Origin of the sequence: Staphylococcus sp. HMSC069E10, assembly GCF_001809205.1 — a bacterium.
Classification (GTDB): Bacteria; Bacillota; Bacilli; order Staphylococcales; family Staphylococcaceae; genus Staphylococcus; species Staphylococcus hominis.
Map to the genome: position 1 here is coordinate 115,952 of NZ_KV796471.1, position 22,772 is coordinate 138,723.

The 22,772-nt window shown below is 30.0% G+C and carries 23 protein-coding genes; 10 read left to right on the forward strand and 13 right to left on the reverse strand.

Annotated elements, in window-relative coordinates; all coding sequences use genetic code 11:
- Positions 1-98 precede the first annotated feature (98 nt).
- Positions 99-755, forward strand: a complete 657-nt coding sequence (locus HMPREF2561_RS01920; protein WP_017174910.1) for an MOSC domain-containing protein — start codon at positions 99-101, stop codon at positions 753-755.
- Between the two features lie 55 nt (positions 756-810).
- Here HMPREF2561_RS01920 and HMPREF2561_RS01925 read toward each other — a convergent pair whose 3' ends face one another.
- Together HMPREF2561_RS01925 and HMPREF2561_RS01930 are read right to left on the reverse strand one after the other, a co-directional pair.
- Entirely contained in the window at positions 811-1,821 is a 1,011-nt protein-coding gene (locus HMPREF2561_RS01925; protein ID WP_019835635.1) for an aldose epimerase family protein, read from the reverse strand.
- 29 nt (positions 1,822-1,850) lie between these two features.
- A complete protein-coding gene (locus HMPREF2561_RS01930; protein ID WP_017174912.1) occupies positions 1,851-2,177 on the reverse strand; it encodes a YnfA family protein in 327 nt (108 codons plus the stop codon).
- A gap of 293 nt (positions 2,178-2,470) precedes the next feature.
- Here HMPREF2561_RS01930 and HMPREF2561_RS01935 point away from each other — a divergent pair, with 293 nt between their 5' ends.
- On the forward strand, positions 2,471-3,079 hold the full coding sequence (locus HMPREF2561_RS01935) for a DNA-3-methyladenine glycosylase (RefSeq protein WP_049382598.1): 609 nt from the start codon (positions 2,471-2,473) through the stop codon (positions 3,077-3,079).
- Positions 3,080-3,140: 61 nt separating this feature from the next.
- On the opposite strand, the gene fni is transcribed toward HMPREF2561_RS01935, so the two are convergent.
- Both fni and corA read right to left on the reverse strand, forming a co-directional pair.
- Positions 3,141-4,190 (reverse strand): type 2 isopentenyl-diphosphate Delta-isomerase, encoded by a 1,050-nt coding sequence (gene fni, locus HMPREF2561_RS01940; RefSeq protein ID WP_061544284.1) that lies wholly within the window; start codon positions 4,188-4,190, stop codon positions 3,141-3,143.
- A 34-nt stretch (positions 4,191-4,224) separates the two neighbouring features.
- Positions 4,225-5,172: a magnesium/cobalt transporter CorA gene (corA, locus tag HMPREF2561_RS01945; RefSeq protein ID WP_017174915.1), complete on the reverse strand. Its 948-nt coding sequence runs from the start codon at positions 5,170-5,172 to the stop codon at positions 4,225-4,227.
- Between the two features lie 121 nt (positions 5,173-5,293).
- Between corA and HMPREF2561_RS01950 the strand changes: the two genes are divergently transcribed.
- Positions 5,294-5,773 (forward strand): thioesterase family protein, encoded by a 480-nt coding sequence (locus tag HMPREF2561_RS01950; RefSeq protein ID WP_017174916.1) that lies wholly within the window; start codon positions 5,294-5,296, stop codon positions 5,771-5,773.
- Positions 5,773-6,189 carry a hypothetical protein gene (locus HMPREF2561_RS01955; RefSeq protein ID WP_017174917.1) on the forward strand — a complete coding sequence of 139 codons (417 nt, stop codon included), beginning with the start codon at positions 5,773-5,775 and terminating at the stop codon, positions 6,187-6,189. Before HMPREF2561_RS01950 ends, HMPREF2561_RS01955 begins: the two co-directional genes overlap by 1 nt.
- Positions 6,190-6,240: 51 nt before the next feature.
- Here HMPREF2561_RS01955 and HMPREF2561_RS01960 read toward each other — a convergent pair whose 3' ends face one another.
- Positions 6,241-7,140 carry an alpha/beta hydrolase fold domain-containing protein gene (locus tag HMPREF2561_RS01960; protein WP_048682300.1) on the reverse strand — a complete coding sequence of 300 codons (900 nt, stop codon included), beginning with the start codon at positions 7,138-7,140 and terminating at the stop codon, positions 6,241-6,243.
- Positions 7,141-7,334: 194 nt separating this feature from the next.
- On the opposite strand from HMPREF2561_RS01960, the gene HMPREF2561_RS01965 reads away from it, so the two are divergent.
- Complete coding sequence (locus HMPREF2561_RS01965) at positions 7,335-7,970, forward strand: hypothetical protein (RefSeq protein WP_017174919.1); 636 nt, start codon at positions 7,335-7,337, stop codon at positions 7,968-7,970.
- Positions 7,971-8,046: 76 nt separating this feature from the next.
- Here HMPREF2561_RS01965 and HMPREF2561_RS01970 read toward each other — a convergent pair whose 3' ends face one another.
- Both HMPREF2561_RS01970 and HMPREF2561_RS01975 read right to left on the reverse strand, forming a co-directional pair.
- Complete coding sequence (locus HMPREF2561_RS01970; RefSeq protein ID WP_049420005.1) at positions 8,047-10,140, reverse strand: DHA2 family efflux MFS transporter permease subunit; 2,094 nt, start codon at positions 10,138-10,140, stop codon at positions 8,047-8,049.
- Between the two features lie 12 nt (positions 10,141-10,152).
- The gene (locus tag HMPREF2561_RS01975; protein ID WP_048682185.1) at positions 10,153-10,800 is read right to left on the reverse strand and encodes an HlyD family secretion protein; all 648 of its coding nucleotides are present in this window, start codon (positions 10,798-10,800) and stop codon (positions 10,153-10,155) included.
- Positions 10,801-10,920: 120 nt separating this feature from the next.
- On the opposite strand from HMPREF2561_RS01975, the gene HMPREF2561_RS01980 reads away from it, so the two are divergent.
- Complete coding sequence (locus HMPREF2561_RS01980; RefSeq protein WP_017174922.1) at positions 10,921-11,472, forward strand: TetR/AcrR family transcriptional regulator C-terminal domain-containing protein; 552 nt, start codon at positions 10,921-10,923, stop codon at positions 11,470-11,472.
- Positions 11,473-11,525: 53 nt separating this feature from the next.
- On the opposite strand, the gene HMPREF2561_RS01985 is transcribed toward HMPREF2561_RS01980, so the two are convergent.
- The 3 genes from HMPREF2561_RS01985 to HMPREF2561_RS01995 all read right to left on the reverse strand — a co-directional run bounded on the left by HMPREF2561_RS01985 (position 11,526) and on the right by HMPREF2561_RS01995 (position 14,677).
- Entirely contained in the window at positions 11,526-12,731 is a 1,206-nt protein-coding gene (locus HMPREF2561_RS01985) for a putative multidrug effflux MFS transporter TcaB (RefSeq protein WP_017174923.1), read from the reverse strand.
- 20 nt (positions 12,732-12,751) lie between these two features.
- Entirely contained in the window at positions 12,752-14,116 is a 1,365-nt protein-coding gene (locus HMPREF2561_RS01990) for a membrane-associated protein TcaA (protein WP_019834778.1), read from the reverse strand.
- A 99-nt stretch (positions 14,117-14,215) separates the two neighbouring features.
- The gene (locus HMPREF2561_RS01995) at positions 14,216-14,677 is read right to left on the reverse strand and encodes a MarR family transcriptional regulator TcaR (RefSeq protein ID WP_017174925.1); all 462 of its coding nucleotides are present in this window, start codon (positions 14,675-14,677) and stop codon (positions 14,216-14,218) included.
- A 171-nt stretch (positions 14,678-14,848) separates the two neighbouring features.
- Here HMPREF2561_RS01995 and HMPREF2561_RS02000 point away from each other — a divergent pair, with 171 nt between their 5' ends.
- The gene (locus HMPREF2561_RS02000; RefSeq protein WP_019834777.1) at positions 14,849-15,805 is read left to right on the forward strand and encodes a YdcF family protein; all 957 of its coding nucleotides are present in this window, start codon (positions 14,849-14,851) and stop codon (positions 15,803-15,805) included.
- A gap of 69 nt (positions 15,806-15,874) precedes the next feature.
- Here HMPREF2561_RS02000 and HMPREF2561_RS02005 read toward each other — a convergent pair whose 3' ends face one another.
- Together HMPREF2561_RS02005 and HMPREF2561_RS02010 are read right to left on the reverse strand one after the other, a co-directional pair.
- Positions 15,875-16,540 carry an ABC transporter ATP-binding protein gene (locus HMPREF2561_RS02005; protein WP_017174927.1) on the reverse strand — a complete coding sequence of 222 codons (666 nt, stop codon included), beginning with the start codon at positions 16,538-16,540 and terminating at the stop codon, positions 15,875-15,877.
- Positions 16,540-17,595 carry an ABC transporter permease gene (locus HMPREF2561_RS02010; RefSeq protein ID WP_019834776.1) on the reverse strand — a complete coding sequence of 352 codons (1,056 nt, stop codon included), beginning with the start codon at positions 17,593-17,595 and terminating at the stop codon, positions 16,540-16,542. The genes HMPREF2561_RS02005 and HMPREF2561_RS02010 overlap by 1 nt, the downstream gene beginning before the upstream one ends.
- A gap of 130 nt (positions 17,596-17,725) precedes the next feature.
- Here HMPREF2561_RS02010 and HMPREF2561_RS02015 point away from each other — a divergent pair, with 130 nt between their 5' ends.
- Positions 17,726-18,400 (forward strand): response regulator transcription factor, encoded by a 675-nt coding sequence (locus HMPREF2561_RS02015; protein WP_019834775.1) that lies wholly within the window; start codon positions 17,726-17,728, stop codon positions 18,398-18,400.
- Positions 18,393-19,766 (forward strand): sensor histidine kinase, encoded by a 1,374-nt coding sequence (locus HMPREF2561_RS02020; RefSeq protein ID WP_070468272.1) that lies wholly within the window; start codon positions 18,393-18,395, stop codon positions 19,764-19,766. The genes HMPREF2561_RS02015 and HMPREF2561_RS02020 overlap by 8 nt, the downstream gene beginning before the upstream one ends.
- Positions 19,767-19,818: 52 nt before the next feature.
- Here HMPREF2561_RS02020 and mqo read toward each other — a convergent pair whose 3' ends face one another.
- Positions 19,819-21,297 (reverse strand): malate dehydrogenase (quinone), encoded by a 1,479-nt coding sequence (gene mqo, locus HMPREF2561_RS02025; protein WP_070468274.1) that lies wholly within the window; start codon positions 21,295-21,297, stop codon positions 19,819-19,821.
- Between the two features lie 310 nt (positions 21,298-21,607).
- Between mqo and HMPREF2561_RS02030 the strand changes: the two genes are divergently transcribed.
- Positions 21,608-22,753, forward strand: coding sequence for a glycosyltransferase family 4 protein (locus tag HMPREF2561_RS02030; RefSeq protein WP_048762130.1), 1,146 nt, complete (start codon positions 21,608-21,610; stop codon positions 22,751-22,753).
- Positions 22,754-22,772: the final 19 nt, after the last annotated feature.

A 22,772-nucleotide genomic window follows, 5' to 3' on the forward strand; every position in this document is an offset into this window, starting at 1 on the left:
TAGGTCTATTTTACATTCATTTAATTTATCAAAAGATATTTTTATACTTTTTAAAAATATAGTAAAATAACAGATATGATAAAAAAGGAGACCATAACATGATTCCCGTATATGCTATTTCAACTGGTAAAATTGAAACTTTAAACTATGATCAAAAACGTCCAATGCATTCTGCTTTAAATAAAACAATGTTTTCTGGAAAAATGTGGTTATCTTATACAGGGTTCAGTGAGGATGAACAAGCTTATAAGGACCATGGTGGTCCACACAAAGCTGTTTGTTGTTTTAGTAAGAAAAATTATGCAATGTATAAAGATGATATTAATATACTACCTGATTATGCAATGTTTGGTGAAAATTTAACTCTCGTTGACCTTGATGAAAATGATGTGTATTTTGGAAATCAATATCAATTAGGAGAGGCAATTGTAGAAGTTTCTGAAATACGTGAACCTTGCTGGAAGATTCAAAGAAAGTATGGTATTAAACATTTAGTTAAGCGGATGTCTTCCTCAGGTAAAACAGGATTTTATATGCGTGTTTTAAAAGAAGGTTATGTGCAGCAACAAGATCATTTATTACTCCTTAAAACTGCTGAATCTCCTACACGCTTATCTGTTCAAAATTTGAATGATATTTATTATAATGACCGTGAAAATATAGATCGTTTAAATAAAGCTATTAATAATCCTTACTTATCTCCTAAACGTATTGAAAAATTGAAATTATTAAAAGAAAAAGCAATGAATAAATAGAAACATACCACTATCACTTAATGTCATAGTGGTATGTTTCTGAATAAAAATAAAGTTATTTTTCTGAAATATGATATATTGTCTTCGCATAAAATGGAACATTAGCTTTTAGAATTGACTTAGCTTTATTGCCTTCATTATTAATATCATTAGGTAAGTATTGTGTTTCTAGCGCTACACCTGAATGAGGTTTATAAATATTAAAATCACTCTTCCATTCTGATGTATCATTAAAAGTAAAAATTACTATATTAGTCATTGTTGTTTCTACATCTAACGCAAACTCGTTATTTTCAACGATAAGACGATGATGACCAATATCAAATGGGTGATCGAGACCTTTATTAAAATATATTTGTTCTTTAATTTGTTTATCTTCAGAATTAAAAATATCTTGAAATTGAATAGGTCGATGATTAAATCGTTCTAATAAATCAATAGGCTGTTGACTGGAAATAAGATGGTTCTGATCAATAGGATACATTTTTAATTGTTCACTTATTATAGAGTGATTATCAATGACATTATTATCTCTATTTAGATTAAAGTACACATGATTTGTAGGATTGAATAATGTATCTTCATTTGATGTTGCTTCATATTCAATCGTCCAGCGATGTTCAACATCATATGTATGTATAACCTTAATCATCATATCTCCAGGATAACCATCCTCTTTTGATTGTATCTGAAGTTTAAATATAACTTTAATATTTGTTATATTATTTTGTATTTCATAATCAAACAACCGTCTGTCTAAACCATTACTACCGCCGTGAAGTTGATTAGTCATTTCATTTGCTTCCAATTGATAATATTTATTGTTCAAATTAAAAGAAGCATTTTCAATACGTCCTGCATATCGTCCAATAGTAGCTCCAAATTTATATGGATTTTCAGGGTAAAATTCATCCGCTTCTACTTTATTACCTAACACAATATTATTATCATGATATTTCCAACACACAATTCGTGCTCCATAGTTTGTAAATACAATATACGTATCGTCATTATCTATTTTAATTAAATCTATACCATGATTTTGTTTCTCTACTTCAACTATCATTACTTACGTCTCCCTCTCAACACGCTTGATCAGGCTCTATTTGGTAAAATCATTATTAATACGCCAATAATGCATACAACAGCACCTAAGACATCATACTTATCTGGAATTTGTTTATCAAATACAAATGACCATATGATACTCATTATAATAAACACTCCGCCATATGCCGCATAGACACGTCCAAAGGTTGGAAACACTTGAAATGTAGCAATCACACCATATAAGACAAGCACTAGTCCACCAATCCACCCTAACCAACTTGATTGTCCTTCCCTTAACCACAACCAAATTAGATAGCCTCCACCAATTTCACAGAGACCTGATAATACAAAAATAAATATTGAATATATCATTTCTTTATTCACCAACTTTTGAAAAGTTAGTTTCATTGTAGCAAACTGCTTTAAATTTCATCTATTACTTTTAAACTTTGACTTTATCATCAATACATATTGTTACACTTTTTTAATTAATATTCCATAGGTTTTATATAAATTAAAAATGTAAACGCTATCTATTAAATGTTTTTTCATTCTCTATCAATGTATTTAATATTTTCTAACTCTAACATTTTCCACTATAATAAAATTATTAAAAAATTTAGACAAGCATCCAAATGATTCATTTAAAGAAAGAGGTATTTATATTGGACTTTGTAAATAAACCAACAATTGAAACGGCTAAATCTTTATTAGGCGTTAAAATTAGTTATCAAGATCATACACAAACTTATAGTGGCTATATTGTCGAAACAGAAGCTTATTTAGGTTTTAAAGATAAAGCAGCACATGGATTTGGTGGGAAACAAACGCCTAAAGTCACTTCTTTATATCAACGTGGTGGAACCATATATGGCCATGTTATGCATACGCATTTACTTATTAATTTAGTAACACGTGAAGAAGGTATCCCAGAAGGTGTCTTAATACGTGCAGTTGAACCTGAAGATGGTATCGAAACTATGAAAATCAACCGAAATAAATCTGGTTTCGAACTTACAAATGGGCCAGGAAAGTGGACTAAAGCATTTAATATTCCTAGAGCAATAGATGGTTCAACAATTAATCAATGTCGTTTATCTATTGATGTAAAGAATAGAAAATTTCCTAGAGAGATTGAAGAAAGTGCACGTATAGGTATCCCAAATAAAGGTGAATGGACAGAAAAACACTTAAGATATACTGTTAAAGGAAATCCATATGTCTCTAGAATGAGAAAATCTGATTGTCTATTACCAGAAGAAACATGGAAGTAACACCTCATTCAATAAAAAAATCGCTTTTGAAAAGGTCATCCTTCTTCAAAAGCGATTAATATTATCCACGTTCAACTTTTAAATGTCTTTGTTCTATCCAAGACATTAACTTACTATCAAAAACAATTTTACTTTGTTTTAAATCATTAATATCTTTAGCATCTAACATTGTCATAATAGATTTCATATGGTCTATAAATGATTCTACATATTCAATGGTACTAGTGATACCAGCATGTTCAACTTGATTTAAAAATGGACGTGACATGCCAACAGCTTTTGCACCTAAAGCTAAACTTTTAATTGCATCTAAAGGTGTGCGTAATCCACCACTTGCAAATACATTTAGTTTATCTTGATAACTTATACTTTCAAGTAGTGATTCTACAGTCGATTGGCCCCAATTTGAAAGGTAATCCATGTCTTTATTTGAACGACGCTCATTTTCTATCGTGACAAAATTAGTGCCACCCTTTCCACTCACATCTACATACGTCACGCCTATATTTACTAAAGATTGTAGTAATTCTTTACTCATGCCAAATCCTACTTCTTTAATGATAACAGGTACACTCACGCGTTGAACAATTGCTTCCACATTTTCTAACCATGTCGAAAACTCTCTATTCCCTTCTGGCATCACTAATTCTTGTGGTGCGTTCACATGTACTTGTAAAGCTTGTGCGTCTAATAATTCAACTGCTTTAACAGCTTTATCTACTGGTACATCTGCGCCTACATTACTAAATATAATGCCCTCAGGGTTTGTTTTACGTACAATACTAAATGATTCAGCCATCTTAGGATTTCTTAAAGCTGCATGTGTAGATCCTACAGCCATAGCTAAGCCTGTTTCTCTAGCAACGACTGCTAACTTTTCATTAATTGTCTTAGTCCAATCACTTCCACCTGTCATTGCATTAATGTACAAGGGAAATGTCATATCAAAATTTGAAGTATGACTCGTTAAATCCACTTGATTCACATTGATATTTGGAATTGAATGATGTACAAACCTCATACGGTCAAAATCTGATTGAGGGACATCTTGTTGTGCCATTGCAATTTCTACATGTTCATTTTTTCTTTGCTCTCTTTGGATATCTCTCATGTAACAACCTACTTTCCTTAAACTATGTTCTATATTAAAACCACTTTTTCTTTTTAAAGAAGAGAATTAATGCAATTGAAATGAGTAACATTATAGTTAAACAAATAAAATAACCATAATGCCATTTTAACTCTGGCATATATTCAAAGTTCATTCCATATACGCCTACTATAAATGTTAAAGGAGAAAATATAACTGACACGAGTGTCAATACTTGCATAATACTATTCATTCTAAAAGAAGAATAAGATTCAAAATTTTCTCGAATTTCATTTGTCATTTCTTGAGAGGTTCTAATAATATTATTTTGTTTAATAATATGATCATCAATATGTTGAATATACATTGAATGTTTATAATCTACAATTAAGTTACCTTCAGTCTTAATTGTATTCACAAGTTCCTGCATTGGGAATAATACACGTTTTATTTTTATAAGATTAGAACGTAATTGAAAGACATTATCCATTACTTTTTTACTATGTGTATCATCTACATGTGCATCTTCAAAGTTGTATACCTCATCTTCAATGGTATAAACAAAATCAAAATATTTATCTACCATCATATCAAGGATATGTATAACGATATCAGCACAATCTAAATCTGGATCATGTTTACGCGCATTCATCTTGACAACTTCCATTAATGATTCAAAATGATGTTGATGATAAGTAATTAATGTTTTTCCGTCTAGAAATACGTTCAATGCTATAGGAGTAAAATTATCTTTATGCATACTATGAAATACCATGTATTGGTAATCATCATAAGATTTATATTTAACTCGTGGTACCCCTTTAATGGCATCTTCTAATTCTAAATAGTTAAAATTATAGTTTTCAATCAAAAAATCATTTTCTTTGGATGTTGCATCTTCAAAATCCAACCACACAATAGTAGCATTATTAGGTACATCACTGATTTGTTCAACTTGAGTTAGTGGTTCGTCCTTAGTTTGATATCGAATTATCATGGTCATCTTTCTGTTTCCTCCTATTTAACCATACGGTTATCATTCTACCATGAATTAAATATTGTGTATGTGTTATTTTATGTTAGTAAAGTATTTTTATAAAATTTTAAAGAAGGGATAAAATATTATGAACTATCCATTTATTATTCATAAAAGTGTAGTATCTTCTCAAGTTGATTTTAACCAACATATGCACGATGCAGAATATAATTCAGTTTTCAGTGAAGTTATTAGTGAATTTAATCATTATAATGGTTTATCATTGAAAGAAAGAGAAGCGCTTAATTATACAACATTTACAGTCGAAGAACATACAACCTATTTAAAGGAATTACACTTCGAAGAATCATTTTCAGTTCGTGTTCGTATTTATAATTATGATGAAAAACGTGTTCACTTCTTTTTAGAATTATTTAAAAATGATGAAACTTTAGCTGCAACAAGCGAAATAATGATGATGGGTATTAATCGTTCAACACGCCGACCTGCTTCTTTCCCCGCACACTATAAATCTAATATCCAAATATACTATGATTCTCAATATGATAAGCGCTGGCCTAAATCATTAGGACATCAAATTGGCATTCCAAAGAAAGGAGAGGCATAATGACAGACACTATTTCTGAAATCTTAGAAAACACACTATTTGACCTTAGTGATACACTTAAAATACATTTAATTGAATTAAATGAAAACCGTTCACTATTTATGAATGGACCTAGTCGAGAGCTCATTCAACGAACATTTAATATTAGTTTTTACCAAGGACAAAAACAAGCGATAGAAGCATTAGATAGAGAAATTAAAACGACTACGGATGAAAATGATTTAATAGCTAATCTAAAAAGATATTCGCAAGACGTTGAAAAACAACTTTTAAATGTAATAGAGTTACATACTACAACTTATGAACCCAAAGAAAACTTAAGATTGGCACAATCTCTCGATACTTATTATCATTGTAAAGGCCAACATGATATAATTAGTGAATTATTATCGCAAGTCAATAAATATTCAATATAAAAATATAGGACTAAAGTAAAATCTAACTCGATTCTACTTTAGTCCTTATCATTATTCATGAATTGCCTTATTAATTTGTTTAATCACCTTATGAGATTCATGAATTGGGAATAACGCAAAGTCATGAAACATTTTTGGATACTCAAAAAATTGTATAGATTGATGATGCGTTTCCAATTCATATGCCAAACGTTGCATATCTGGATAATAAATTTCCTTACCACCACCAAACATTATAATTGGTGGCAATCCTTGTTTTATTCCATATATCGGCGAAATTAAAGAATTTGATAATGGTTCTTTATCACTCCACACATTCATTATGTTTTGAAGCCCTTGAATATTAACAAAGCGATCTTTTTCAACCAAATATTCAGTAATTTGAGGATTTGTCATTGTTGCATCAAGCATCGGAGAAATTAAACATATTTTGTATGGTAAAGGTTTGTCATTTTCTACTAATTGTTGTACATAACTAAGTGCAAGTGCTCCACCAGTTCCATCACCCATAATAACAATGTTTTCATTATTAACTTCACTTAATAACGATTCATATACATTATTAATTGCTTTAAATGTATCTTTAAGATGAAACTCTGGTGCTTTAGGATATATCGGTAAAACGACCTCATATAAAGTGTTGAGTGCAAGTTTATCCATTAATCTCCAATGGAATGGAGAAGGTTGTAACGTGTTATACCCACCATGAATATACAAAATTTTCTTTTTAGTTTCGTGACGAAAATTAAATCTAAACACTTGCATATCTCCTAAAGATAATTTATCAAGATTTGCTTTCACATTTAAAGTTGGAGGTTGCTTATGTTTCGCTCTATTAATATCTTTTCTACGCTCCATAAACGAGTTAAACTCGTCTTCACTCTTAAACTGAATTGAGCGATTATGTAGTAAATATTTATTAACAATTCTATTTACCATGCGTGTTTTCATAAAATTTTTACCTACCTTATAAATTTATAAAATTAATCAAACTTTATTACAGAAAGCTTAAAAAAACGATATAATACTATTTATATGATTAAAAATGAGCAATCTAGTTCATATAATTGCCTATTGCATATTAAATTCAGTATAAATGAGTCAACTATAGAAAACAAATGAATGACGGCAAAGGAGTAATAATAATGCAAAATCAAAATCCTAATAGATATCAAACAAATCGCCCCCCATATGTCCGTGTTAACCAACAAGCTTATTATGGTAAAAAGAAAAATTCGTGGATAAGTTTAATTATACATATCATCATTCTTATACTTGTAGGGATTACTTGTTATAGCATGTATAAACAGCCTATTCTAAATTTTGTTCTTGCAAATCAAGCGATTGATTTCTCTGAGATTAAAAACTTTCAAAATACAACTACTCAGATTGGACCGCTCAATATTAATATTAGTGAAGTCGCTAACTTACAAGGTATCATAGATAAATTTATTCTAGCCTTTAATATATTTTTCGTTTTATGTATTCTTAGCATGATTATTTCAATTTTAACCATTGTATTTAATAGAACGATTTTAAAAGTGATTAATTTCATCGTTATCGCTGTTGTGTTAATGATTGCTTTTTCCTTTAGTTATACAATTCAAATGGTAGGAAACCAAGTATCTCAGAACTTGCATCATTTTTTCTTAGATTTAGCACCAAATCAAATTATTACTGAAGCAGATGCTATTCACAATGCATTGATCTTACTTTCAAGTAGTTTAGCATTATTATTTATAAGCTTTTTCTTTAGAAATCGTCATCCTAGAATCAAATAGACATGTCATCTCATTCTATATTTAATAAAATAAAAAGGTATTGAACGTTTTATATGTCCAATACCTTTTTTATTTATTAAAATTTATTACTTTCTTTACTCATCAATCTGTTATGTTCAGCTTCAGCACCTTTTTTTCCTTTTAAGAATAAACTTAAAATGAATGCTAAGGCACTTAATGCTGTAGCAATCCAAAATGCATCATTGATACCTTCGATTGAGGCTAATTTATTTACATAAGTCAAGATAACTTGTAATGCACCTTGTTGACCTCCATATTGTGCGGCCATTTCACGTACATGATCTTGAATGACTGGATTAGTTTTATCTAATTCAGTTGCAAATGCATTAAGATGATTTGTAGATTGAGTTGTCATTACAGTAACAAGAATCGCAGTACCAATTGAACCAGCTAATTGTCTCATCGTATTTAAGAACGCATTACCATGAGAAATTAAGCGAGGTGGTAAAGCATTGATAGCTGCAGTCATTAACGGCATCATAACAAACGCCATACCTAGCGAACGTATTACATAAATACTCATAATATGAAGATAAGAAGTATCCATATTCAATTTTGTTAATTCATACGTTCCATAAGTCATCACTGCAATACCGAATAAAGCAAGTGGTTTAAGACCAATAGTATCAAGTAATTTACCAGCAACAGGTCCTAATACCCCCATTAATAATGATCCTGGTAATAATAGTAAACCAGAATCTAATGCTGAGAAACCACGTAAATTTTGAAGATATAATGGTAATAAAATCATACCTCCGAATAAACTCATCATTACTACCATGTTTATAACAGTAGTAAGTGTGTATGTTGGTGATTTTAGCACTTCTAAATTAAGCATTGGTGCTTTCATTGTTAATTCACGAATAACAAATAAGATGATGAACACAACACCAATGATAAACATTATAATGATTTCAGTTGAACCCCATCCTTTATTACCAGCTTCACTAAAGCCATATAATAAAGCACCAAATCCAATTGTACTATATACGATACCACGATAATCTGCTTTAGGATTGATTGTTTTTTGATAAATTTTGAACCATGCTAATCCAAATAAGAAAGCAAGTAGTCCTAAGATAAACATCATATAAAACATAACATTCCAATGATAATTTTGGACGATGTAACCAGATAATGTTGGCCCAATCGCTGGAGCAAGAATCATTGCGATACCCATTGTTCCCATTGCCACACCACGTTTTTCAGGTGGGAAAATGGTAACAATTACATTAGATCCTAATGGCATTAATATACCTGCGCCAATCGCTTGTAAAACACGTCCTCCCATCATAATTGGGAAGTTAGTTGAAATACCACAAACTAATGAGCCAATTGTAAATAATACAAGCGCTATTAAAAATAGCTTACGATATGAATATTTATTAAATAAGAACGCACTTATTGGTATTAAAATACCGTTTACTAACATGAATCCTGTCATCAACCATTGACCAGTTGAAGCAGAAATATTGAATTCTGTATTAATTCTAGGTAAAGCTACATTAAGTAATGTTTGGTTTAAAATTGCGATAAACATACCAAACAACATAGCAGCTAAAATTTTACCTCTTGTAATCCCTTTACCGAAAACAAAATCTTGGTTTTGATTTTTTATACGTTCGTTCACACGTCCTTCTTGTGAATCAGGATTAATAGGTTCATAAATAGAATCTTTGGAAAGATGTTGATTATTAACATCTCTATCATTATGATTTACTGTATCTTCAGAATGCGTATTGCGTTGTTCATCATCTGAGTAGTGTAAGGAATGTGACGTTTGCTTTTGCTCAGGATGAATTTGTTCTGAAGATGAATCTTGTTGCTCTTGTTCTTCTTCAAAATGATTTTTTCTTTTATCATTATTGATATCGTTATCTTCCTTATAATGAGATTGATCATTATTAAAGTAACGTTTTTTCTCTTCACTGATTTGAGAAGAGGATGCATTCTTTGCATCGTTATTTTGTTCTAAGTCACTCATTTTAAATTTAGATGGATTATTTTGACTCTTAGATTCTTCATTTATTTGTTGTCCCTTTGATTGATTTAATTTAGATTTATGACGTGATTTCAACACGAATAAATTAATTAAACCAACTAAAATGACCGCTGCAACGATATATCCAATAATGAAGGTCACTGTCATTTTATGACCTCCTTAGTCTTTATGGATTTTAACTTCAGCGTTCATTCCAGGAACAACATTTTTAGATGGTTGTGAATCTAAAGAAATTTTCACAGGAATCACTTGTGAAACTTTAGTATAGTTACCGTCACTGTTTGATGATGGCATTAATGAGAAACTATTTGCAGTTGCTTTTCCGATTTCTTTAATTTTACCATCGATTTTAGAATCTTGACCGTCGATTGTTACATCAACTTTATCGCCTTTTTCAATGCTACTTAAATCATTTTCATCGATATTAGCTGTAATGTATAAATCATCTAAATTATATGCATAAGCAATTGGTGAACCTGCTTGAGCGATAGAACCTTCCATTCCATCAGTTTTAGCAATTGTACCATCTTGTGGCATTTTAATTTTTTGATCTTGAGTTTGACCATCTTGACCTTGAGCAGTTACTTCTGCGACTGTGTCACCTTTTTTCAATTGATCGCCTTGTTTTGCGTCAAAAGATTTAATTTGTCCAGATGCTGGACTCGCAATTTTAATTTGATTACCGTCAACTTTAGCGTTATCAGTTGTTACATAGCTAGTTGCATTATGATAGAAATAAAATCCAACTACTCCGATAATAACTAAAGCAACGATAGTAATGATATTGATTAACACCATTTTCTTCATTGAACTTTCCTCCTATTTGCTTTTAAAAATCACTTTATATATTATAAAGACATATCAGTAAAAAAAACACCAACAAAACTTAAAAAATTGTCGGTTATTTTTTAAATTTAGGTGACATGCATGAAATTAAAAGCGAAATATAAAATTATAATAAGTATGATCGATTTGCTAGAAGATTATCCCTTCGAACAAATTTCAATTAAAATGATATGTGCACAAAGTAAAATTAATCGTTCAACATTTTATGATAATTTTCAGGATAAATATGACTTATTGTCTACAATCCAAAGTTACCATCTAAATAAGTATGAAAAATTATTAAAAACACTTTCTAATAATTTTCACAATATAAAAAAAGAGCCTGAAAAAGTATTTAAGTTCTTTCATATTATTCTTAAATATATATATAGAAAGAAATCTTTTTTTCACGCTATTTTTATCTCAAATCCAAATAGAAGTTTAGTTATGGACTACTTAGATATTACAAAGAAATATTACGATAAGATTTTAGTTGAAAATGAAACCTTAATTCAAAATAGAGGACTTTTTATTTCTTATACCATTAGCGGTCAAATTGGAGTAATTCTTTATTGGCTAAGAAGCGGTTGCCAAGAAAGTCCTAAAGAAGTAGCAAATTCTTTATTATCCAATACAATTAAGTTACAGAGATAATAAAGAAGGGAGCAAGACAGAATCAAATTAAACTCTGTTTTGCTCCTTTTTATTTATCTTTTTGTTTTAAACACTTTAAAATTAATAAGGTGTAAAATAACAAGGATTACAATTGCACTAATAATGATTGTTAGATAAGGCATACTGTTATATTCTCCTTTTACATTTACCAAAGGTGTAACAATACCTCCAAATAAAAATTGCACAAGTCCTAATAAACTTGAAGCACTACCATTACCAGTGGTACTTTCCTCCATCGCAATAGAAAACCCTAAAGTAGCTACACCTGTAACTGGAGCTACTAATGTTATAAAACCAATCACTAAAAAAATGAATGATCCATGTTGGATGAGCGTTAACGAAACAATACATACACCAATAATTTGGATACATGTCAATAACCTTAAAAGTGTTTGCGTATGAATATAATCTACTAATTTTCCTGTTAATTGACTAGAGACGATTAATGTTATTCCTATTCCAGCAAACATCCAACTAAAATGCAGTGGAGAGACACCATAAATTTTTTGAACTAAAAACGGTGAAGCAGAAATATAACTAAATAATAAAATAAATGAAACACCTTGTATGAGCATGGGTAGCACAAATCGTGGTGTACCTAATAAGCTTTTAAAATTCTGAAATATCACTTTGATACCACTGCTATCTCTATACTCTAAACTTAACGATTCTGGTATTTTTGTTAGACTCCCCATTACCATTAATATACCGAAGATAGTTAATATAACAAATATGACTCTCCAAACTGCTACACTTAAAATGATACCTCCAAGCGCAGGCGCAATAACCGGAGCAACACCATTAACTAGCATTAATAAAGATAGGAATTTAGTTAATTCATTACCTTTATATAAATCACTTGCAATGGCTCTTGAAATAACTGCCGCGCCTCCCCCAGTAATACCTTGTAAAAGTCTTAAGATAATCATAAGCCATATGTTATGAACAAATATGATTCCGAGACTTGCAAGAGTAAAAATGGTCATAACGATAATTAAAGGTTTTTTACGCCCCAAACTATCGGAAATCGGTCCTACAAATAAATTACCAATTCCAAGACCAATCATAAAAAACGATAGTGTTAATTGAGCATGAGCTGTCGTAGTGTTGAAATCATTTTTCAATTCAGGTAAACCGGGTAAGAACATATCAATCGCTAAAGGTCCTATAGCAGTCAACATACCTAGAATAATAATAAATAACAAGGAATGCTTATCTTGGTTATGTCTTTGTTCCATTTAAATATTCTCCTTAGTATCTATTTAATGTTTATAATTTGTAATATTCCATTATCTTTATTTTCTTCTATTTCATAAGTGACATATTCTATTTCTCCGCGTTGATTAATTTGTTGTACTTTAGCTTTAATAATATCTCCACTTTGAGTTGCACTTAACAACTGTGAGAACTCAAAATGCTTTGAATCACTTAAATGATTTTTTATATCTATATATGCATCAGACTTATTTTTTAGAAATGGACTTATTATATCAAAATTTTGTTGATTAATAGCATTATTTAGAGCATAAGCATATTGATTAAAAAATGGTTCTAACGTAACTCTAAGTATACTTTCTTCTTCAGTTTTCTTTGAAACATAATCAGAAATTTTATCTTCATCAAAGTCCAGTATGGCACTATTAATGTTTCCTAAATCTTTTGCTTTTATTGTTTTACTTGTAGACGTAAATGTTTTGTCTTTAACCATACCTGTAGCTGAAACACTAATGTCTTTATTTTGAGGATATGGACCATATATTTTTGATGCATCATATTTCATTTCTTTATCATTAATAGTTACTTTTAATGTGTTTTTATCTAAGTCACTTTTACCCTTTAATTTAACTTTAAGTGCAGCTTCGTTAAAGTTCTCATTAACATCCACAGTATTTCCTTTAGCATATCTAAAATCAAATTTCATTTGACCTGTAAAATGACCATATTCCGTGTCTTTTTCAGCATCGATAGCATAAACACCTGGAATGTATTTGCCAATAGAAGTTGCTTGATTCGCCTTTGCATGAATGACTCTACGTTTTCCACCAGCTTTAAATTTATATTTTGTATCTATTTTCGGCTTAACAATAACCGTTTTTGTAGGTGGTCTATAACTCATGTTATTAAAGATTAAAAAACGCGTTCCATTTTTACTAATTTTTAATACATTTTTATCTGTTTTTGTTTGTATATAGGCAGAATCATGATTACTTTTATTTAATTTATCTGTTGTGTGTTTGACATCGTGAATAAATTTCATCATTCCAACTTCATCTTTAATATATTGAATATAAACACTTGCTTCTTCATCATCTACAGGAACATCTTTAGTACTAATTAATGTCGCTACTTTTTGAGCGTCATTGTTATCAATCGCGTTTACAAGAATTTTAGTTTGAGCTTCGGGGGAATTGAAATTTCTTAATAGTATGAAAACAATACCAATTAAAACAACAATGAAAGCTATAATGACCCACGGAATAAACTTTTTAAATTTTAAATTAGATTGTTCTGATTGAGAGGACGATGTTGCTTTATTTTTTTCTTTTGGTATCATATTTCCACAATTAGAACATTGCTTATCACTTTTATTTAATTCTTGTCCACAATAAGGACATTGTTTCATTTTCTCATCAACTTCCTCTCATAAGATGCAATGTCATTTATATTTTTCACACAAATATTATAACCCTTTTTTCTTGTGGAGATAACTTCCGATTAACGTTTATTTTACCTTAGCATTAAACTGCTTCACACGTTCATCTATAATATAAAGCACACTCAGAGCTTTTTCTATATCACTACTAGATAAGTCTTTAACCATATCATTCACAATTTGACTTATAATTTCGTTATTTTCTTCCGTATATTGGCGCCCTTTCTCTGTTAAGACAATATACTTTAAACGTTGATCTATTTTATCGTTAGGCTTCTGTAATGCAACAAAGTCACTTTCTATTAATTTTTTTATACGACGACTTACTGCCGCTTTATTAACCCCTTGTTTTTCAGTAATTTCTGTTATAGATAAAGCTTGATGATGACTAAGTAATCGTAGTACATTCGATTGCTCAGTAGAAACACCATATTTTACTTGTTGATCTTTTAAAAGTTTAGACGTTAATGTATTTGTATCGTCTATGAAATGTTTCATAAATTCAATATGATTTTTTGAGATTCTATTCATTACAAATCTCCTTACTTAAATAATTTCATATATTATGTAGTTAATTTTTATACTCTGTTAAATAATATCAATAATTTTCCACGTTGAAAACAAATAGAAAAATATAATAGTTGCTAAATTGTGACCCTTTCATTACATTTAAATATATAAATAGATATGAGGTTATTAAATATGCTAGCAATCATTTTATTATTTATTGTTTTAATTATTATCCTAAGTGTTTTGTTTAATATAAGACATTTTATCTCCCTTTCTTTTTTTATTACAAGCGTGATATTATGTTTCACCATTAATCTCATTAATATCATGACCATGACTCTACCAACTGGATTGTTTATATTAATTATCATTTCTACCATCGGTTTGCTTGTCAAACATTCTCATCTATTTAAAATAAAAAAAGGAACCCGTTTCTTAAACAAAATGTTTCGTAGATTAATAAATGGTGTCTTATTTATTGGTATATTTATATATCTTAGTACAATACCATTATCTATTTTAAATGGCATGTTTTTATGGATTGCTTTAATTTTATTTAGTGCTTGTTACACTTTCATTATATATTTAATTTTTTCTTCTGCATTTGGACGTGCTAAAACCCATAAACAATATGATGTGATTCTTATACTTGGCGCAGGTATATTCACTGAAACAGTCACTCCTATGCTAGCCTCTAGACTGGATAGAGCTTTAAAAATCTATAAAGTACAGTCGCATAATTGCAACATATTGGTAAGTGGTGGTCAAGGTCCTGACGAACCAATTTCAGAGGCTTTAGCAATGAAGAATTATCTCATGAAATGTGGCGTGTCATCTTCTTCAATATTGATGGAATCACAATCAAGCAGTACATATGAGAACTTTTTATATTCTAAATCTTTCATTAATACATCGTTTGAAAATGTCCCTAATATTTTATGTGTGACGAGTCAGTTTCATATTTTAAGAGCCTTACGTCTTGCACAAAAGTTAAATATAAACATAATAGGATTAGGAAGTTCAACGCCTTATCATTTTCTAGATAAAGCGCTTTTACGCGATTTCCTTGCACTTATGTATCAATATAAATTACTTTTGACTTTGTATTTAGTTGGACTATTTATAGTATCAATTTGGATATTACTTTAATATACAAAAAGTCTGGATCATTTTCTTATATGACCCAGACTTTTCCATCATATTCATACTACTCACTTTTTAATTAAGTATTTTGCCGTCTTCTAATTTTACGACGCGATCAGCATAGTCAAATAATCGCTCGTCATGTGTAATCATAATACCTACCATCTGTTCAGATTTTATACGTTCCCTAATCATCTCTACTACTTTCGTAGCACGACTTGCATCTAAGCTTGCTGTTGGTTCATCAGCAAGAATGATTTTAGGATTATTTGTAAAGGCACGCATAATTGCTACACGCTGCTTTTCTCCTCCTGATAACATATGTGGAAATGCATTCAAACGATCTTTGAGACCAATTTCTGTTAATAAATATTTAGCATTTGAAGCAGCTTCTTTTTTATTTACTCCCGCTTCCTTAGCAATAACAGTGAGTTGCTCTTCAACAGTTAGATAAGGAACAAGGTGTGATGCTTGAAAAATAAAACCAATATCATTAAGTCTTAATTCTGTACTATTTTTATAATTTGAATACAAATCATGACCTTCATATAATATCTTACCATCAGTAGGTGTCAACAACCCACCTAATATATTTAATAGTGTCGATTTACCTGAACCTGATGCACCATTTAAAATAATAAACTCTCCTGGTTGAACTTCTAAATTAATATCCTTTAATACGTTTGTCTTCGCTAAACCTTCTCCAAATGTTTTACTAATATGTTCGAGTTTTAATGTCATTATTCCATACCTCCAATAGCATCAATTGGATCCACTTTTAATACTTTGATAAATGATAGTAAGGCACCGATACATCCTACAATAAGAAAAATAACAATCATTAATAAAATTGTACCGTAACCTAAATAAAATGGCATAGTCACTGGCATAATTAAACTTAATATTAAAATAAGTATTGTGGCTAAAATAACACCCACCATAGTAGTTAAAATAATCTCTATAATTAATGAGCTTAATAAATGTCTCGTTTTAATTCCTACTGCTTTTAATATACCTATTTGTGAGATTTTTTGGATGGTCATAACATAAAAGAATGCACTTAATACAATTGCTGTAATCACGAACAAACTAATTATCATTAAATTCAATGGCATTTGTTCTGCTTGGTAACTTGCAATGTTATCAGTCAATGTTTTTTCATTAACAGTTGTTACATTAGAAATATCATTTATTCTATTTTTATCTTTTTTACTTAATTCTTTAACTGGATAGAATGTAGAATAATTTTTATTAAGTGCTTTAAAATCTGAATGATTCATCATAACCATTGAGCTATGAGAATACATTGTATCTTCAATAATACCACTTACTTTATAATCTTCTTTATGACCTTTAAACTTAATCGTATCCCCTTTTTTTACATCTTGTCCTGTTAATTTATCATTTATTGCAACTTCATGTGAGTGATTAGGATATCGACCTTCTTTTAAAGAGGGACGACCTTCTTTAGAGGTAGAGAAAGTAAGAATATCTTGATCTTGTTGTTTTAATTTTAATGTTTGAGGTCCAAGATGTGTTGCTTGTTGATTTATAATATCTTCTATCTTATTTTGTTGATTTGAATCAAGTTGTGATTTTTCAATTTTAGGTTCTTTCATTTTTTCAATAATATATGTTTGTGCATTTTGATTGTTTAAAAATGACACATTTTCTCTCGCTAAACCTTGAGCTAAACCATTAATAAACAATACCATACTCCCTAGTAAAAAGATGATTAGCATAATTAATATATATCGAAATTTATAAAATTTTATTTCTTTCCAAGCTAAATTCATTTCTTTTTTCCTCCCTATTTATCTTTATTAAACAGTATAGAGAGTAAATATGAACTGAATATGAACAACAAAGAAAATTGTCTTAGATTTTAAAGATTCGTATAATAACAAGAAAAGGAGCGAAAAGTAAATGATAAAATGTTTAATTGTAGATGATGATCCAAAACTCTTGCATTATGTTTCTAAACATTTAGAAGCGGATCATATAAAAACAGTGACACATTCGAGTGGAGAACAAGCTTTAAAATATCTTAATCATCATCTTGTGGATATCGCAGTTGTAGATATTATGATGACAGGTATGGATGGATTTGAATTATGTCAATTATTAAAAGATCGCTATCAATTACCAGTTATTATGCTTACAGCACGAGATGCATTAAGTGATAAAGAACGCGCATTTGTCAGTGGCACAGATGACTATGTAACTAAACCATTTGAAATTAAAGAATTATTATTTAGAATTCGTGCCGTTTTGCGTCGTTATCAAATTAATATACAAAATAAGATTGAAATAGGAAATGTTAGTTTAAATGATGAATTTATGGAGGTAAGTGTAGAATCTAAAAAAATGAATCTTCCTACTAAAGAATTCCAACTTCTATTTTTATTGTGTACTCATCCAAGACAAATTTTCACAAGAGAGTCTATTATTGAAAAAATTTGGGGTCTCGATTATACAGGCGATGAAAGAACAATAGACGTTCATATTAAGCGTTTAAGAGCACGCTTAAAAAAATTAGAAGCAACTATTGAAATTCAAACAGTAAGGGGCCAGGGATACAAGGTGAATAAAGATGTTTAAAACATTATATAGTCGCATTGCGATTTATACTATTACTGTGATTATTTTTAGTGCATTAGTTAGTTTTTTCATAGCAAATATATATTATCATTTCAATCTCAAAGAAAATAATGACACTAAAATTATGCGTACGTTAAAAGAAGCTCGTACTTACGAACATCAACTTCCTTCAAAATACGTAAAGTCTTATTTTCAACATTTAGGACAAATGAATTATCAAATCGTTACCGTCGATAAACAAGGACAAAAAACATTTTATGGTGAACCTTTTAGAAAAGATACACTGTCCTCATCATCTATTAACCAAGTTATGCGTGGTCATGATTATCACGGTATAAAAAACAAACCTTTTGAATTATTTGTGACAGGTTTCTTTGATAACGAAACAGATAACACGGTGGGCATAAGATTTTATGAAGACCATGAACCTATAGCAGTATTTATGCGGCCAGATATAGGTAAAACATTCGGCGAGTTTAGAATATTTTTATTTGTATTACTTATTTTCTTATTGCTGATATCTATTTCACTTGTTATTGCTTCAACATACTCGATCATTAAACCTATTAAAAAGTTAAAAATGGCGACAGAACAATTAATGAATGGGAATTTTGAAACACCCATTTCTCGTACACGTCATGATGAAATTGGAACTTTACAGTTTCGCTTTGATACCATGCGTCAGTCATTAAAACAATTAGATGACATGCGTCAGCATTTTGTTCAAAATGTTTCACATGAAATTAAAACACCTCTTACACATATTGAAAGACTATTAACTGAATTACAATCTGCGCATTCAGAAGATGAACGTCATAGCTTAATCAATGATATTCATTTAGAAATCACACGTCTTAGTAACTTAATAAAAGAACTACTATTACTATCTGAATTAGATAATGCGAATCACTTATCTGTTGACGATAAATTAGAATTATCTTCACTCATTACTGATATCATTCGACATGAACAATACACGATTGATGATAAATCATTGATGTTATTATCTGATATGCATAACATATATTTCCAGGGAAATCGTCGCCTTTTACATCAAGCATTTTCGAATCTAATTCAAAATGCTATTAAATATTCAGATATAAATGGCATTATCGATATTACTTTGAATCAAGAAAATAATCATATTATTTTTGCGGTAACAAATGAAGGACAAACTATTTCTAAACAAGCGATACCACATCTATTTGATCGTTTTTATAAACTCAATGCTAGTGATAATAGTAATGGTTTAGGACTAGCAATTACTAAGTCCATCATTGATTTACATCACGGTAAAATATGTGTATCTAGTGATTCTGAAAATGGCACGACATTTAAAATTCTATTTCCACATACCCTATTTTAACTTATTAGACAAAAACAGGTAGTGTTAAAAAGGACACTACCTGTTTTTTTGATTATTTCACATTTAAATATTTTCTTACTTCTTTATTTACTGCGTTATAAACTTCTTCATGCTCATTAAGTTTAAGTCCATACGATGGAATCATCTCTTTAATTTTTGGAATCCAAGCATCAAATTCATTTTTGTAACAGCGTTTTAATACATCTAGCATGATGTCGACAGCTGTTGAAGCTCCTGGGGAAGCACCTAATAATGCTGCAAGTGATCCATCATCAGAAGTAATGACCTCTGTACCAAATTGTAAATTCCCTTTACTATCTTCTGTATCTTTAATCACTTGAACACGTTGTCCAGCAATAACAACTTCCCAATCTTCGTCTCTAGCATTCGGTAAAAAGATTCTTAAATCATTCATTCGATCTTTATGACTAAGCATTAATTGAGAAACTAAGTATTTAGTTAAATTGAACTCTTTAACTCCTGCTGTTAACATCGTCACAATATTATTCGGTTTAACAGAGCGAATTAAATCTAAATTTGATCCTGTTTTCAAAAATTTAGGTGAGAAACCTGCAAACGGTCCAAATAATAGAGAGCGTTCTCCATTTACAAATCGTGTATCTAAATGTGGTACAGACATCGGCGGTGCTCCAACATCTGCTTTACCATATACTTTTGCATAGTGACGTTCAATAACGTCTTTGTTTTTACAACGTAAGAAAAGACCACTTACTGGGAAACCACCTACATGTTTAGACTGCTTAATTCCAGTTTTTTGTAGAAGTGGAAGACTTGCTCCTCCAGCACCGATGAACACAAACTCAGATTCAAACGTATGAATTGTATTAGAGTTCAAATCTTTGACAGTCACTTTCCAATAACCATTGTTCAATCGTTCAATATTTTGAACTTCTTGATGATACGTAACGTCTACATTACGTTCTTTTAAATTAGAAATTAATTTTTTAGTGAGTGCTCCAAAGTTTACATCTGTACCAGTTTCATCACGAGATAATGCAATAGGAACGGGTGATGTTCTACCTTCTACCATTAACGGCACCCATTCATCAATTTGATCCCGATCTTCTGTGATTTCCATTTTTTGAAATAAAATATTTTCTTTTAAAGCTTTTACACGTTTTTTCAAAAAGTCTACGTTTAAAATACCTTTAACAAAGCTCATGTGTGGCACAGATTGAATAAAATTACCTGGATGTTCTAGTTGACCAGTTCTGACTAGATAAGCCCAAAATTGTTTAGATACTTGGAACTGTTCATTAATTTTAATTGCTTTTGTTACATCAATACTGCCATCTTTATTTTCTTTTGTATAATTCAATTCACATAGAGCTGAATGTCCTGTTCCAGCATTATTCCATACATTAGAACTCTCCTCACCTGATTGTTCCAATTTTTCGAAAATTTTAATTTCTTTTTCTGGAGATAAGTCTTTTAGTAATGTTCCTAATGTTGCGCTCATGATTCCGCCACCGATTAAGATGACATCTGTTTTGCTATGTTCTATACTCATAACAACCCAGTCCCCCTTTTATAATTACATCTTCAGTCGAAATAAATACGACCATTTTCAATTTAAAACGCTTTCTTTAATTAATAAAAAATAAATATTAATTTGACGTTAAAAACGTAAACAAAATTTTAATTACTATAGTAATTATATACATAATTTCTCTTTGAAAAAAGTATTTACACGAATTATTACATTATGTCATCTCTGTTTTCAAAAATATTTTAATTTTATTATAAAGCCCACAATATTTATACAGTTGGTTTATTACATGCTATAATTTTTATAATATTATTAATAACGAGGTACAATCATGAAATCATTTACTTTTTTAATGCATAATATATATGCTTTAGGTGGCACAGTTAAAGCAATGACTGAACTAGCAAATACCTTAGCGGACAAAGGTCATAACGTTAAAATTATCTCTATTTTTAGAGCTAAAGATAAGCCTTACTTCAAACTTAATTCTTCTATTAAAATAAAACACTTAGTTGATTATAGACTAAAACCACAAAATGTGATTTCTATCTTCATGAATCGGCTTAATAAATACACTCCTTTATTAAAGCCTATCTATCTTTCAAAACATGAGCCTGGTTTAAATCAATTCTCGAAGTATATTGAACATAAATTGATACGCGCAATTAATGATATAGATACCGATGTACTCATAGGTACAAGAGCAAGTTTTAATATATTTATTTCTAAATATTATCATGGACATGCAATGACAATAGGTATGGAGCATATGAATTTAAATGCCTATCCCAAAGCATATCGACAAGAAATATTAGATGGTTATCAACATCTAGACGCACTAACCACTTTAACTCATACGGATAAAGACCATTATGAATCATTCATTAAAACGCCTGTATATGTCGTCCCTAATATTATTCGAACTAAAAAATTAAATCTACCTAAAAAAAATATTATTTTAAGTGCCGGACGTCTAGAATATGAAAAAGGTTATGATATTTTAATCGAAAGTGTCCAACTCATTAAAGATACGCTTAGACAGAAAAAATATAAAATTGAGATTTATGGTGAAGGTCAAGAACATCAACATTTACAAGAAACTATTAATCATCACCACCTTAATGACTTAATAACTATACATCCAGCTACTCAACACCTTAATGAAAAATTAGCGCAAAGTCGAATGACTGTCGTTCCTTCACGAAATGAAGGGTTTGGAATGGTCATATTAGAAGCAATGGCTCAAGACAATATTGTTATTAGTTTTAAAGATACACTTGGACCTTCACAACTGATTCAACATAATAAAAATGGTTATTTAGCAGACTATGCGAATGCACAATCATTAGCAAAATATATTGATCTTGCTATTCAAAAGAAAGAGCATTCAGAAAACATGATTAAATCGAGTCATCGAACTCTTGAACATTATTCTCCAGATAAAATTTACGATTATTTTTATTCTATTTTCAAATAAAAAAGGATTGCAATCGGAA

Coding starts and splice junctions, on each gene's coding strand:
- HMPREF2561_RS01920 (WP_017174910.1), top strand. CDS start 99: ATGATTCCCGTATATGCTATTTCAACTGGTAAAATTGAAACTTTAAAC.
- HMPREF2561_RS02010 (WP_019834776.1), bottom strand. CDS start 17,595: ATGAATTTAGCTTGGAAAGAAATAAAATTTTATAAATTTCGATATATA.
- HMPREF2561_RS02020 (WP_070468272.1), top strand. CDS start 18,393: ATGTTTAAAACATTATATAGTCGCATTGCGATTTATACTATTACTGTG.
- HMPREF2561_RS01950 (WP_017174916.1), top strand. CDS start 5,294: ATGAACTATCCATTTATTATTCATAAAAGTGTAGTATCTTCTCAAGTT.
- HMPREF2561_RS01925 (WP_019835635.1), bottom strand. CDS start 1,821: ATGATAGTTGAAGTAGAGAAACAAAATCATGGTATAGATTTAATTAAA.
- HMPREF2561_RS01970 (WP_049420005.1), bottom strand. CDS start 10,140: ATGACAGTGACCTTCATTATTGGATATATCGTTGCAGCGGTCATTTTA.
- HMPREF2561_RS01995 (WP_017174925.1), bottom strand. CDS start 14,677: ATGAATAGAATCTCAAAAAATCATATTGAATTTATGAAACATTTCATA.
- HMPREF2561_RS01930 (WP_017174912.1), bottom strand. CDS start 2,177: ATGATATATTCAATATTTATTTTTGTATTATCAGGTCTCTGTGAAATT.
- HMPREF2561_RS01990 (WP_019834778.1), bottom strand. CDS start 14,116: ATGAAACAATGTCCTTATTGTGGACAAGAATTAAATAAAAGTGATAAG.
- mqo (WP_070468274.1), bottom strand. CDS start 21,297: ATGAGTATAGAACATAGCAAAACAGATGTCATCTTAATCGGTGGCGGA.
- HMPREF2561_RS01955 (WP_017174917.1), top strand. CDS start 5,773: ATGACAGACACTATTTCTGAAATCTTAGAAAACACACTATTTGACCTT.
- HMPREF2561_RS02000 (WP_019834777.1), top strand. CDS start 14,849: ATGCTAGCAATCATTTTATTATTTATTGTTTTAATTATTATCCTAAGT.
- HMPREF2561_RS01975 (WP_048682185.1), bottom strand. CDS start 10,800: ATGAAGAAAATGGTGTTAATCAATATCATTACTATCGTTGCTTTAGTT.
- HMPREF2561_RS01985 (WP_017174923.1), bottom strand. CDS start 12,731: ATGGAACAAAGACATAACCAAGATAAGCATTCCTTGTTATTTATTATT.
- HMPREF2561_RS01980 (WP_017174922.1), top strand. CDS start 10,921: ATGAAATTAAAAGCGAAATATAAAATTATAATAAGTATGATCGATTTG.
- HMPREF2561_RS01965 (WP_017174919.1), top strand. CDS start 7,335: ATGCAAAATCAAAATCCTAATAGATATCAAACAAATCGCCCCCCATAT.
- HMPREF2561_RS02005 (WP_017174927.1), bottom strand. CDS start 16,540: ATGACATTAAAACTCGAACATATTAGTAAAACATTTGGAGAAGGTTTA.
- HMPREF2561_RS01960 (WP_048682300.1), bottom strand. CDS start 7,140: ATGAAAACACGCATGGTAAATAGAATTGTTAATAAATATTTACTACAT.
- HMPREF2561_RS02015 (WP_019834775.1), top strand. CDS start 17,726: ATGATAAAATGTTTAATTGTAGATGATGATCCAAAACTCTTGCATTAT.
- HMPREF2561_RS02030 (WP_048762130.1), top strand. CDS start 21,608: ATGAAATCATTTACTTTTTTAATGCATAATATATATGCTTTAGGTGGC.
- corA (WP_017174915.1), bottom strand. CDS start 5,172: ATGACCATGATAATTCGATATCAAACTAAGGACGAACCACTAACTCAA.
- fni (WP_061544284.1), bottom strand. CDS start 4,190: ATGAGAGATATCCAAAGAGAGCAAAGAAAAAATGAACATGTAGAAATT.